Source organism: Variovorax sp. LjRoot84 (genome assembly GCF_964254305.1).
In the GTDB taxonomy this organism is placed as follows: domain Bacteria; phylum Pseudomonadota; class Gammaproteobacteria; order Burkholderiales; family Burkholderiaceae_C; genus Variovorax.
In genome coordinates this window covers 2,982,287-2,993,745 of record NZ_CAXUTE020000001.1, presented here as the reverse complement: position 1 = coordinate 2,993,745, position 11,459 = coordinate 2,982,287, and the positions used below count along the sequence as shown (strand labels likewise).

The 11,459-nt window shown below is 67.6% G+C and carries 12 protein-coding genes; 1 reads left to right on the top strand and 11 read right to left on the bottom strand.

Annotated features, from left to right (window positions below):
* Positions 1 to 6 precede the first annotated feature (6 nt).
* From ACSQ9I_RS15120 to ACSQ9I_RS15085, 8 genes are read right to left on the bottom strand one after another with little or no spacing between them, the layout of a single operon-like run.
* A complete protein-coding gene (locus ACSQ9I_RS15120; RefSeq protein WP_093110120.1) occupies positions 7 to 885 on the bottom strand; it encodes a phosphoribulokinase in 879 nt (292 codons plus the stop codon).
* Between the two features lie 33 nt (positions 886 to 918).
* A complete protein-coding gene (locus tag ACSQ9I_RS15115; protein WP_436304073.1) occupies positions 919 to 1,992 on the bottom strand; it encodes a class 1 fructose-bisphosphatase in 1,074 nt (357 codons plus the stop codon).
* A 15-nt stretch (positions 1,993 to 2,007) separates the two neighbouring features.
* A complete protein-coding gene (locus ACSQ9I_RS15110; RefSeq protein WP_093110158.1) occupies positions 2,008 to 2,718 on the bottom strand; it encodes an HAD family hydrolase in 711 nt (236 codons plus the stop codon).
* Positions 2,715 to 3,425, bottom strand: a complete 711-nt coding sequence (rpe, locus tag ACSQ9I_RS15105; RefSeq protein ID WP_436290357.1) for a ribulose-phosphate 3-epimerase — start codon at positions 3,423 to 3,425, stop codon at positions 2,715 to 2,717. Before rpe ends, ACSQ9I_RS15110 begins: the two co-directional genes overlap by 4 nt.
* A gap of 1 nt (position 3,426) precedes the next feature.
* A complete protein-coding gene (locus ACSQ9I_RS15100) occupies positions 3,427 to 4,179 on the bottom strand; it encodes an HAD-IA family hydrolase (RefSeq protein ID WP_436313646.1) in 753 nt (250 codons plus the stop codon).
* Entirely contained in the window at positions 4,176 to 5,084 is a 909-nt protein-coding gene (gene cbbX / locus ACSQ9I_RS15095) for a CbbX protein (RefSeq protein WP_436313645.1), read from the bottom strand. The genes ACSQ9I_RS15100 and cbbX overlap by 4 nt, the downstream gene beginning before the upstream one ends.
* Positions 5,085 to 5,099: 15 nt before the next feature.
* A complete protein-coding gene (locus ACSQ9I_RS15090) occupies positions 5,100 to 5,519 on the bottom strand; it encodes a ribulose bisphosphate carboxylase small subunit (RefSeq protein ID WP_436304070.1) in 420 nt (139 codons plus the stop codon).
* A 24-nt stretch (positions 5,520 to 5,543) separates the two neighbouring features.
* On the bottom strand, positions 5,544 to 7,010 hold the full coding sequence (locus tag ACSQ9I_RS15085) for a form I ribulose bisphosphate carboxylase large subunit (RefSeq protein ID WP_093110126.1): 1,467 nt from the start codon (positions 7,008 to 7,010) through the stop codon (positions 5,544 to 5,546).
* A gap of 119 nt (positions 7,011 to 7,129) precedes the next feature.
* Between ACSQ9I_RS15085 and ACSQ9I_RS15080 the strand changes: the two genes are divergently transcribed.
* Positions 7,130 to 8,104, top strand: coding sequence for a LysR family transcriptional regulator (locus tag ACSQ9I_RS15080; RefSeq protein WP_436290360.1), 975 nt, complete (start codon positions 7,130 to 7,132; stop codon positions 8,102 to 8,104).
* Positions 8,105 to 8,118: 14 nt separating this feature from the next.
* On the opposite strand, the gene ACSQ9I_RS15075 is transcribed toward ACSQ9I_RS15080, so the two are convergent.
* From ACSQ9I_RS15075 to ACSQ9I_RS15065, 3 genes are read right to left on the bottom strand one after another with little or no spacing between them, the layout of a single operon-like run.
* Positions 8,119 to 9,702, bottom strand: coding sequence for a TonB-dependent receptor domain-containing protein (locus tag ACSQ9I_RS15075; RefSeq protein WP_436313644.1), 1,584 nt, complete (start codon positions 9,700 to 9,702; stop codon positions 8,119 to 8,121).
* Positions 9,666 to 10,415 (bottom strand): TonB-dependent receptor plug domain-containing protein, encoded by a 750-nt coding sequence (locus ACSQ9I_RS15070; RefSeq protein ID WP_436313643.1) that lies wholly within the window; start codon positions 10,413 to 10,415, stop codon positions 9,666 to 9,668. Before ACSQ9I_RS15070 ends, ACSQ9I_RS15075 begins: the two co-directional genes overlap by 37 nt.
* A gap of 14 nt (positions 10,416 to 10,429) precedes the next feature.
* A complete protein-coding gene (locus tag ACSQ9I_RS15065; RefSeq protein ID WP_436313642.1) occupies positions 10,430 to 11,425 on the bottom strand; it encodes a tripartite tricarboxylate transporter substrate binding protein in 996 nt (331 codons plus the stop codon).
* Between the last annotated feature and the right edge of the window lie 34 nt (positions 11,426 to 11,459).

The following is an 11,459-nucleotide window of genomic DNA, read 5'->3' as shown; positions in this document are numbered from 1 at the left end:
AAGTTCCTAGATGGCATACGCTTTCTTGCGGCGCTCCATGAGGCGCAGGATCATCGGCGTGAAGATCAGCTGCATGGCCAGCTCCATCTTTCCGCCCGGCACCACCAGCGTGTTGGCGCGCGACATGAAGGAGTCGTGCAGCATGCTCAGCAGATAGGGAAAGTCGAAGCCCGTCGGGTTGGCGAAGCGGATCACCACCAGGCTTTCGTCCGGGCTCGGGATGGTGCGCGCGATGAACGGATCGGAGGTGTCGACCACCGGCACCCGCTGGAAATTGATGTGGGTGCGCGTGAACTGCGGGCAGATGTAGTGCACGTACTCGTGCATGCGGCGCAGGATCACGTCGGTCACGGCCTCGGTGGAGTAGCCGCGGGTGCTCTTGTCGCGGTGCAGCTTCTGGATCCACTCGAGGTTGATCACCGGCACCACGCCGATCAGCAGGTCGACATGGCGCGCGATGTCGACCTTGGCCGTCGTCACGCCGCCATGCAGGCCTTCGTAGAACAGCAGTTCACTCGCCGGCAGCGTTTCCCACGGCGTGAAGGTACCGGGCTCCTGCTCGTAGGGCGCCGCCTCGTGCTCGTCATGCAGATACTTCCGGCTGCGGCCGACGCCCGCTTCGCCGTAGTCGCGAAACAGCGCTTCGAGCTCGGCGAACAGGTTGGCATCCTCGCCGAAATGGCTGAAGTTCCGGTTGCCGGCGGCCTCCTCCTCGGTCATTGCCGCTTTCATGGCGTTGCGGTCGTAGCGGTGAAAGCTGTCGCCCTCGACGATCGCTGCCTTGACGCTCTCGCGGCGGAAGATGTTCTCGAAGGTTCGGGTGACAGAAGTGGTGCCGGCGCCGGAGGAGCCGGTGATGGCAACGATCGGATATTTGGCTGACATGGTGACCTCGGGAATGAAGAATTCGTGCCTGGTTCAGGCCGCGGTCGCGAACAAGCCACGCTTGCCGAACAGCGGCGCCTGGTAGGTGTCCTGCGGCTCCTCGGCGTGGTACGCCTCCACGCGCGCGACCTCTTCGGACGAGCCGAAGACCAGGCCGATGCGCTGGTGGATCGCCTCGGGCTCGACCGTCATCAGGCGCCGGCGGCCGGTGCTGGCCATGCCGCCGGCCTGCTCGATCAGGAAGGAGATCGGATTGGCCTCGTAGAGCAGGCGCAAGCGCCCCGCCCGGCCCGCCTCCTTGCTGTCGCGCGGGTACATGAACACGCCGCCGCGCATCAGGATGCGGTGCGTCTCGGCCACCAGAGAGGCGATCCAGCGCATGTTGAAGTCGATGCCGCGCGGGCCTTCCCGGCCGGCCAGGCATTCGTCGACATAGCGCTTCACCGCCGGCTCCCAGAAACGGCTGTTCGACGCGTTGATCGCAAACTCGCTGGTCCGCGCAGGAATGCGCAGGTTCGGATGGCTCAGCACCCATTCGCCCAATTGCGGATCGAGCGTGAAGGCATGCGTGCCGTTGCCCAGCGTCAGCACCAGCATCGTCGAAGGGCCGTAGATCGCATAGCCGGCGCCGACCTGCTGCGTGCCGGGCTGCAGAAAGTCCTCCGGCCTGGCGTCGCGCTCGGGCGTCGGCGCGCGCAGGATCGAGAAGATGCTGCCCACCGCCACGTTGACGTCGATGTTGGATGAGCCGTCCAGCGGGTCGAACAGCAGCAGGTACTTGCCGCGCGGATCCTGCTGTGGCGGCACGTAGGGCGCCTCCATCTCCTCGGACACCATGCCCGCCACGTGGCCGCCCCACTCGTTGGCGCGCAGGAACATGTCGTTGCTCAGCACGTCGAGCGTCTTCTGTTCCTCGCCCTGCACGTTGTGGCTGCTGGCGCTGCCGAGCATGTCGCCCAGGGCGCCCAGCGCCACCTTTCGCGATATCGCCTTGCAGGCGAGCGAAACGTCCGTGATGACGGCATTGAGCGCCCCCGTGGCGCCTGGATGGCGGCGGCGTTCCTCGATGATGTACTGGGTCAGCGTGGCCTTGCCTGCGATTGGCATGTCGATCTCCTGGTTCTAGTCATTCGTCGTTTCTTCTTCGCTGCGCATGGCGCGCGACGCGAGTGCGTTCAGCAGCAGTTGCTGCGGCGTCGCCAGGCGCCACGCCGGCACCGATGCGGTCCCGACCGCGCGCCCGCCGTAGCCCCATGCGACCAGGGCGGCCGGACATCCGGCGGCCTTCGCGGCGAGCAGGTCGGGCGGCCCGTCGCCGACCATCAGCAGGCGCGCAGGCGCCACCCCCAGCCGATGCGCCGCGGCCAGCAGCAGGTAGGGCGCAGGCTTGCGCTGGGCTTGCGCATCGGCGCCGTAGACCCCGGTCAGAAAAGGCAGCAGTCCGGCCGCATCCAGCACGGCGCGTGCCAACCGCGTCGGCTTGTTGGTGACCACCACCATCGGCAGCGTCCGGGCCAGGCCGGCGACCAGCTCGGCGATGCCGTGGAAGACGCTGCCCGATCGCAGAGGCGCCGCCAGCGTGTGCGCATCGAAGGCCTTGCGCAGCCGGGCCTGCAGCGCTTCGTCGGCGTCGATGCCGTGCCAGCACAAGGCGTGCGCGATCAGCGCGTCGGGCCCGTCGCCGATCCACGCGCGCACGGTGTCCAGCTCGAAGCCCTCCAGGTCCGCCTCTTCGAGCGCGGCATTCAAGGCATGCCGGATGTCCGGCGCGCTGTCGACCAGCGTGCCGTCGAGGTCGAAGGCGATGGCGTCGATGGCGCGCAGATCCTTCATGCCGCGCACCCCGCCAGCGCCCGAGTGCGGATGGCGTCGATGGCCTCGCGATAGCGGCCGCCGGCAAACACCGCCGAGCCGGCCACGAGCGTGTCGGCGCCCGCGGCGCCGATGCGCTGCGCGTTGTCGGCTTTCACGCCGCCATCGACCTCGAGCCAGATGTCGCGCCCGCTCGCATCGATGCGGCGGCGCGCTGCCTCGATCTTCGGCAGCACGCTCTCGATGAAGCTCTGCCCGCCGAAGCCGGGATTGACCGACATCAGCAACACCAGGTCGAGTTGGTCCAGCACATGGTCGAGCACCTGCAGCGGGGTCGCCGGGTTGAGCACCAGGCCGGCCTTGCAGCCGCTGGCCTTGATCAGACGGATGGTCCGGTCCACGTGCTCGCTGGCCTCGGGGTGGAACGAAATGATCGAGGCGCCGGCCTCGACGAACATCGGGATCAGCGCGTCGACCGGCTTGACCATCAGGTGCACATCGATGGGCACCGTGGCGTAAGCCTTGATGGCCTGGCACACCAGCGGACCGGCGGTCAGATTGGGGACGTAGTGGTTGTCCATCACGTCGAAATGGATCAGATCGGCGCCGGCTTCGATGACCGCCCTCACCTCCTCGCCCAGGCGCGCGAAGTCCGCCGACAACAGGCTGGGCGCGATCCGCATGGTCGAGGCGGACCCGGGCCGCGCGGAGATTTCTTTCTGCTGCATCTCATTCCCCCCGGTAGAGCGCTTGAACCGCATTCAGCGGCGGCACAGCAGTGGCCCTGCGCGTGAGTTCCTCGACGCTGAGCCATGCGTCTGCGAGACTGGGCAGGACCAGCCCGGCGCCGCTGAAGTCGCCGCCTTCGGTCCAGAAGGTGGGCGCAACCAGCGTCCAAAGGCCGGCAGCGACGGCCGAGCGCACTCCGTTGGGCGAGTCCTCGACGGCGATCGCCCGCTCGGGCGCCACGCCCATGGTGTCGAGCGCGAGCCGGTAGATGTCGGGCGCAGGCTTCTTCGCGCGCACCTGGTCGCCGCAGGCGATCACGTCGAACATCGACAAGCCGCCCGGGCCCAGCGTCGCCAGCAGCAAGGCGTCGATGTTGACGGCCGTCGTGGTGCTGGCGATCGCCAGGCGCAAGCCGGCGCCGAGCGCCTCGTCGAGCAGACGCGCCACGCCGGGACGCAGTTCGATGCCGCCCTGCCGCGCGATCTCGGTGTAGTGCCTCGTCTTCGCGGCGTGGAGCTCCGGCACCCGCTCGTGCAGGCGCTTCTTCTCGGAGGCGCTCGAGGCCAGGCCATCGATGTAGGCCCTCAGCCGCTCCTTGCCGCCCGTCACCGCGAGCAGGGCCCGGTACTCGGAGCGCTCCCAGCGCCAGTCCAGGCCGAGCTCTTCGAAGGCCAGGTTGAAGGCGCGGCGATGCACCTCCTCGGTGTCGGCCAGGGTGCCGTCGACGTCGAACACGAGGGCTTCGATGCTCATTGGGCAAGCTCCGTGCTCATGCGTGCGCTCGGGTCGAACACGCGGCTCGCCAGGATGTCCTGCGCTTCCAGCGTGCAGAGCTGTTCGCGCGTCAGGGCCTCTTCGCTGCCGAACAGCCGCGTGGCGTGGCGCAGCCGGATGCGGTCGAGCGCATTGCGCACCGATCGCGCGTTGGCGAAATGCGGCTGCCGCCGGCGCAGGCTCACATAGCGCGCGAAGGTGGATGCCGCGCCGTCGTCGAAGCTGTAGTTCAGCCGCTTGAGCATCAGCTGCGCGATCTGCATCAGTTCGGCCTCGCTGTAGTCCGGGAAATCGATGTGATGCGCGATGCGCGAGGCCATGCCCGGATTGCTGCCGAAGAAGGTCTCCATGCGGTCCTTGTAGCCCGCAAGAATCACCACCAGGTCATCGCGCTGGTTCTCCATCACCTGCAGCAGGATCTCGATCGACTCCTGTCCGTAGTCGCGTTCGTTCTCCGGCCGGTACAGGTAGTACGCCTCGTCGATGAACAGCACGCCGCCCATCGCCTTCTTGATCACTTCCCGGGTCTTGGGCGCCGTATGGCCGATGAACTGGCCCACCAGGTCGTCGCGCGTCACCGCCACCAGATGGCCCTTGCGAACGTAGCCCAGCTGCTTGAGCACCTCGGCCATGCGCATCGCCACCGTGGTCTTGCCGGTGCCGGGATTGCCGGTGAACGACATGTGCAGCGAAGGCGGCTGCGATTGCAGTCCTTGCGCCTGGCGCAGCCTGTCGATCAGCAGCAGCGCGGCGACGTCGCGGATGCGGCCCTTGACCGGCGCCAGGCCGATCAGCTCGGCATCGAGCTGGTCGAGCAGGGCCTTCACGCCCGAGGACTCGAAGAGCTGCCTCGGCGCGGTGGCGGTGGACTGGGCGGTATCCATGCGGGTGGCTTCGCCTCAGTACCGCGCGCCTTCGGGCCGCGCCTGCACGGCGTAGCTCTCGATGCTGTAGCGGATGGTGCGGCCCGGCTCCTCGGTGCGGATCAGGCGGAAGCCCGGCTCGTTGGCCGGCCGGTTGACGATGAAGGACATCACCACCGACTCGGTCCCGTGGGTCGAATCGAATGCCGTGACGCGGATGTACTGCTGCGCGAAGGTCTTGCGGCAGGCCGCGAGCTCGAGCATGACGCCGGCCGGATCCTGGATGTCGAACATCGGGTTGCCGAACATTTCCCAGAAGGTGTTGCGCGGGTGCGGGTCGTCCGTGTATTCGATGCCGAGTGCCCAGCCCTTGCCGAGGCAATACTCGACCTGCCGGCGGATCTGCTCGTCGCTCAGGTCGGGCAGGAATGAAAAGGTGCCTTGCGTGATTCGCATGTCTGTCTCTCCTCGTGGACCGGTTCAGGCCACCGACGGCGTCGGCACATAGTCGGACGTGTCGGTGGAGGCGTAGTTGAAAGAGATCTCGCCCCAGGTATCGAGCGCCGCCGCCAGCGGTGTGCACCACCGGGCCGCGTCGCGCAGGATCTGCGGCCCCTCGTTGGCGATGTCGCGGCCCTCGTTGCGCGCCAGCACCATGGCTTCCAGCGCCACGCGGTTGGCGGTCGCCCCAGCCTGTATGCCTTGCGGGTGCCCGATGGTGCCGCCGCCGAACTGCAGCACCACGTCGTCGCCGAACAGGTCCAGCAGCTGGTGCATCTGGCCGGCGTGGATGCCGCCCGAGGCCACCGGCATCACCTTGCGCAGCGCGCCCCAGTCCTGGTCGAAATAGATGCCGCGCGGCAGGTCCACCTTGGTGTGCGTATCGCGGCAGACGTTGTAGTAGCCCTGCACCGTCATCGGGTCGCCCTCGAGCTTGCCGACCGCCGTGCCCGCGTGGATGTGGTCCACGCCCGCCAAGCGCATCCACTTGGCGATCACGCGGAAGCTCACGCCGTGGTTCTTCTGCCGCGTGTAGGTGCCGTGGCCGGCACGGTGCAGGTGCAGGATCATGTCGTTCTGCCGGCACCAGTTGCTCATCGACTGGATGGCCGTGTAGCCGATCACCAGGTCCACCATCACGATCACCGAGCCGAGTTCCTTGGCAAACTGCGCGCGGCGGTACATCTCTTCCATCGTCCCGGCCGTGATGTTCAGATAGCTGCCCTTGACCTCGCCCGTCGCCGCGCTCGCCTTGTTCACCGCATCCATCACGAACAGGAAGCGGTCGCGCCAGTGCATGAAGGGTTGCGAGTTGATGTTCTCGTCGTCCTTCATGAAGTCCAGGCCGCCGCGCAGGCCCTCGTACACCACCCGGCCGTAGTTGCGCCCGGACAGGCCCAGCTTCGGCTTGGTCGTGGCGCCCAGCAGGGGACGTCCGAACTTGTCGAGCCGCTCGCGTTCCACCACGATGCCGGTCGGCGGCCCGGCGAAGGTCTTGACGTAGGCGACCGGAAAGCGCATGTCCTCCAGCCGCGCGGCCTTCAGCGGCTTGAAGCTGAAGACGTTGCCGATGATGGAGGCCGTCACGTTGGTGATCGAGCCTTCCTCGAACAGCGACAGGTCGTAGGCCACGTAGCAGAAGTACTGCCCCGGATTGTTGGGCACCGGCTCGACCTTGTAGGCCTTGGCGCGGTACATGTCGCAGGCGGTGAGCCGGTCGGTCCACACCACGGTCCAGGTCGCGGTGGACGATTCGCCGGCCACCGCCGCGGCGGCCTCGATGGCGTCCACGCCTTCCTGCGGCGTGATGCGAAACAGCGCCAGGATGTCCGTGTCCTTCGGCTGGTAGTCGCCGTCCCAGTAGCCCATCTGTGCGTACTTCAGCACACCGGCCGAGTACCGCTTCTTGGCATCGGTGATCTGCGTTGCTTCGTTCATGTTGCCCATGGATTCGCCTCTAGAGATGAATGGATTCGTGCTGTCGGTGAGGAGAATGTAGGACTCGCCAACGATTAGGAAAAATTAAATCTTTTGACATTGGCATGTTGCAAACCTAATATCGTCCGATGCCCCTTTCCAAGCACGCAAGCTTTCGCCAGCTCAACACCTTCCACGCGGTGGCCCGGCTCGGCAGCGTGTCGCTGGCGGCCGACGAGATGCACCTGACGCAGCCCGCGGTATCGATCCAGATCGGCACGCTCGAGGAATCGGCCGGCACGCCGCTGCTGCAGCGCACCGGCCGCGGCATCCGGCTGACCGAGGCCGGCGAGCTGCTGGCCGGCTATGCGGGGCGCATCCTCGACCTGTGGCGCGAGGCCGGCGAGGAAATGGCCACGCTGCAGGGCGTCTTCTCGGGAACGCTGCGCGTCGGCGCCATCACCACCGCCGAATACCTGCTGCCGCCCATCCTGGTGAACTTCGCCAAGGAGCACCCGAAGGTGAAGCTCAAGCTGCAGGTAGGCAATCGCGACGAAATCGTGCGCATGCTCGCGGGCCAGGAGATCGACGTCGCGATCATGGGCCGCCCGCCCGCCGAGCTGAAGACCGATTCGAGCGCCTTCGCCAAGCACCCGATGGCCTTTCTCGCGGCGCCCGGCCATCCGCTGATGTCGGCGCCCAAGCCCAGCCTCGCCCTCCTGTCGGACACGCGCATGCTGGTGCGCGAGCGCGGCTCGGGCACGCGCACCACGGTCGAGCGCTTCTTCAAAGACAACGGCCTGCCGCTGCGCATCGGCTCCGAGCTGTCGAGCAACGAGGCCATCAAGCAGATGTGCGCCGCGGGCTTCGGCATCGCCTTCCTGTCGATGCACACCTGCGTGCTCGAGATGAACGCGGGCCTGCTCGGCCTCCTGCCCGTGGCGGGCAATCCGATCGTGCGGGACTGGTACGTCATGCACCTCGCGTCGCGGCAATTGCCGCAGGTCGCGCTCGCCTTCGAGGACTATCTGCGTACGCATGGCCAGGCCCAGATCCAGCAGCAGCTCGGCCATCTGCCGGCGGCGCGCAAGCCGGCGCGCAAACGCAGCGCGCAGCGCGGCTGAGAACGAATCCGCCCTCAGGCGCCAAGCTGCATCCGCACGCCGAGCCACATCGCGCGCGGCGCGCCCGGGGCCACGAATTGCTCGTTACGCCATGCATCGGGCGGCAGCACCGCGCCGCCGGCGTCGAAGCCGTTGCGGCCGAGCTGGCCGGCGCTGGCATAGCGACGGTTGAACACGTTCGCCACCTTGGCGAAGAGTTCGACGCTGCGGCCCAGCTTCCAGCTCGTCGTGAGGTCGAGCAGCGCATAGCCGCCCACGTAGCCGGTGCCGCTGAATTCGACCCCGTCGGGCGTGTGTGCGCCGTTATCGTTGCCGCGTACGGATCGCCGCGAGTAGGCGCGGTATTGGGCTCCCAGCGTCCAGGCCGGCGTCACCTGCCAGTCGACTTTGAACTTGAGATGGTGGGCGGGCAAACCAGGCAGCCGATCGCCGCGGCGCACCGCGATCTCGCCTTCGCCGCCGCACGCGGAGCTGGTTTCGGCGCTGCTGTTGGATTCGGACACCAGGCACGCCGGAGAGTCGTATCTCGCCTGCAGGTAGCTGTAGGACAAGGACCATGTCAGCGGGTCCGTCCGCTGCTCGAGTCCGAGTTCCACGCCCCGGCGCAATGTGCGCCCGAAGTTCGTGAAGTAGCCGCGCGACAGCCCGCTGCTGACGAACAGCAGATCGTCCTTGTTCAGGGTGCGAAAGACCGAGGCGTTCCAGCTCAGGCCCGGCGCGAAAGTGCCTCGCAACCCGGCCTCGAGCGTCTGCGACACCACCTGCTTGAGGGGCGGGTCGGACTGCAGCGCATTCGGCAGCACGCAGGCGTTTTGCGGATCGGAGCAGCCCAGCTCGATCGGGCTCGGCGCACGGCTGCCCTGGCTCCAGCCGCCATAGGCCGTGAGCCGCGGTGTGGCCTGCCAGGTCAAGCCGGCCGCCGGATTGAACTTGCGGTAGCGGCCCTCGCCGTCGAGCTGCGTGGAAAGCCCGAGCAAGGCTCGCCCCTCGTCGCGGGTCGTCACACGGGTGTCGTTGTAGCGGCCCGAGAGGCTGAGCTGCAGGTCGGGCCTGAGCGTCACCAGATCGTAGAAGTAGATGCTGGCCGTGCGGCTCTTGCCCGCCAGCAGCGCGTCGACCTCGGCTTCTTCCAGCGGCACCACCGAACGCGTCGCGTCGAGGAAGCCTTCGGCCTCGGTCTGCGCGAAGCGCGTACGCGCCCGGTCGACGGAAGCGCCGAAGGTGAAGCGATGAATGCCCGCGCTGACCGTCGACTGCAGCGCCAGGCCTTCGCCGTGCTGCTGCGTCCTCGTCCGGTTCTCCACGCCCGACTCCTCGACGTCGGGCGGATCGAAGTCGTCGTTCAAGTCGCCATTGAGCGTCGAATAGCGCGAGCGCCGCGTGTACGCCGTCATCGAGATCGTCTGCACGTCGCTCAGCTGGTAACTGGCATTGAGCGTCAGCATCGACATCCGGTTGTCGGTCCGGTCCGGCCGCGTGTAGACCTGCTTGCGGTTCTGCATGAGCATGGACTCGGGCAGCAGGCCGTTGCCTACCAGCTGGTTGTCGCCATGGGTGAAGCTCAGGTCCCAGGAAAGCTTTCCGCGGTCCTGCCCCACCTTGGCGAAGAGAGCTGACGCACGCGCGACGGCGAGTGGTCGCGCCAGCCGTCTTCGTTGAGGCCGGCGAGCGCCAGGAACAGATGCCCGTCATCGCCCAGCTTGCGCCCGTGCGTGAGCTCGGTGCTCACCCGGCCGAAGGAGCCGGCCTGCAGCTCGAGCTCGGTGCCGGGATGCGTGTCGCCGCGCTTGGTCTGCAGCGACAGCGCACCCCCGAGCGTGTTGAGGCCGAACAGGGGGTTGGAGCCCGGCAGCAGCGTGATGCTGGAGATCGCCGCCTTGGGGATCAGATCCCAGTTCACCACGTCGCCGAAGGGTTCGTTGATGCGCACGCCGTCCTGGTACACCGACAGGCCCTGCGGCGTTCCGAGCAACGGGCCCGCGGTGAAGCCGCGGTAGTTCACGTCGAGCTGGAACGGGTTGCCCTGGATCTCGTTGACGCTGACGCTCGGCAACTGGGTCGACATGAAGTCCGGCAGGTTCAGGCTCTGCGCGCGCCGCAGCTGCACGTCGTCGGCAGTCTGCACATTGGACGGAATCTGGTCCTTCGGCACTTCGGTGCCGGGCACCGGCATGGCCTCGACCACTTCCACGGTGGGCAATGCGGCCACTGGCGCGGCTTGCGCCTGTGCCTGCGATTGCATCGGGCAGGCCGCCGCAGCGACGGCCAGCCCGATCAGCCGGCGGGTCGTTGTCGTGCTCGATAGGCTCACCGGTGCGGCTCCTTTCAGCTGCCTGTGCGGGCAAGGCCCAGCTTGTCCACCATGGCGCGCTCCTGCGCGAAGATCTCGCGGCAGGACTGCGCGTAGGCCTCGGGCCCGAGGTAGTCGATCTCCTGGTCGTACTTGGCCAGCTCGTCCTTGAAGCGCTGATCGAACATGGCCTTCTTGAAGGCCTCGTGCAGCACCGTCACCACCCCGGGCGGCAGGCCGCGCGGGCCCGCCAAGCCGAAGGGCGACTTGGCCACGATGTCGAAGCCGAGTTCGCGCAGCACCGGCACCTCGGGCCAGCGCTTCGAGCGCTCGGCGCCGAAGGTCACCAGCAGCCGCAGCGTGCCCGTATCGACCGCCGGCCCGAAGCCGGTGGAATTGACGCCGGCCATCACCTGCCCGCCGGCGATCGCGTTCAACTGTTCGGCCGTGCCCTTGTACGGCACGTGGATGTAGCGCAGGCCGCGGGCAGTGAACAGCTCCTCGAGCACCATGTGCGGCGTGGTGCCGATGCCGTTGGTGGCGATGGTCAGCTCGCCGGGACGCGCGCGTGCGAATGCGAACAGATCGTCGAGCGAACGGATGCGACTGGCGGCCGCAACCAGCACGCCGAAGGTGACGCCGGAAACCTGAATGATCGGCGTCACGTCGCGAATCGGGTCCCACAACACCTTCTGCGTGTGCGGCACGCGAAAAACCGGCTGCGGCATCTGGGCGACGGTGTAGCCGTCAGGCCGCGCCTGCTGCAGCACCGGCATCGCCAGCGTGCCGCCGGCGCCGCCGCGGTTTTCGGTGAGGACCGGCTGGCCGAGCCAGACCGAGGCCAGCTCGGCGAGCAGCCGCAGCGACACGTCGGTCGCGCCGCCGGCGGGCCACGGCACCCACAGCGTGACGGGGCGCGAAGGAAAGATTTCGGGGGAAGCCATCGCGCCGCCGAGCGGCAGCGCGCCCAGCGCCAGTGCGGCGGCCCGCCGCAGCCAGCCGCGCCGGTCGATGCGATCGTGCAGGCTCATTGGATAACCTCCGTGCTCCACACTGCGGTGCGAG

What these genes read in the sequence shown, in the direction of transcription:
- cbbX (WP_436313645.1), bottom strand. Translation starts at nt 5,084, where the DNA reads ATGGATACCGCCCAGTCCACCGCCACCGCGCCGAGGCAGCTCTTCGAG.
- ACSQ9I_RS15115 (WP_436304073.1), bottom strand. Translation starts at nt 1,992, where the DNA reads ATGCCAATCGCAGGCAAGGCCACGCTGACCCAGTACATCATCGAGGAA.
- ACSQ9I_RS15085 (WP_093110126.1), bottom strand. Translation starts at nt 7,010, where the DNA reads ATGGGCAACATGAACGAAGCAACGCAGATCACCGATGCCAAGAAGCGG.
- ACSQ9I_RS15100 (WP_436313646.1), bottom strand. Translation starts at nt 4,179, where the DNA reads ATGAGCATCGAAGCCCTCGTGTTCGACGTCGACGGCACCCTGGCCGAC.
- ACSQ9I_RS15080 (WP_436290360.1), top strand. Translation starts at nt 7,130, where the DNA reads ATGCCCCTTTCCAAGCACGCAAGCTTTCGCCAGCTCAACACCTTCCAC.
- ACSQ9I_RS15065 (WP_436313642.1), bottom strand. Translation starts at nt 11,425, where the DNA reads ATGAGCCTGCACGATCGCATCGACCGGCGCGGCTGGCTGCGGCGGGCC.
- ACSQ9I_RS15120 (WP_093110120.1), bottom strand. Translation starts at nt 885, where the DNA reads ATGTCAGCCAAATATCCGATCGTTGCCATCACCGGCTCCTCCGGCGCC.
- rpe (WP_436290357.1), bottom strand. Translation starts at nt 3,425, where the DNA reads ATGCAGCAGAAAGAAATCTCCGCGCGGCCCGGGTCCGCCTCGACCATG.
- ACSQ9I_RS15090 (WP_436304070.1), bottom strand. Translation starts at nt 5,519, where the DNA reads ATGCGAATCACGCAAGGCACCTTTTCATTCCTGCCCGACCTGAGCGAC.
- ACSQ9I_RS15110 (WP_093110158.1), bottom strand. Translation starts at nt 2,718, where the DNA reads ATGAAGGATCTGCGCGCCATCGACGCCATCGCCTTCGACCTCGACGGC.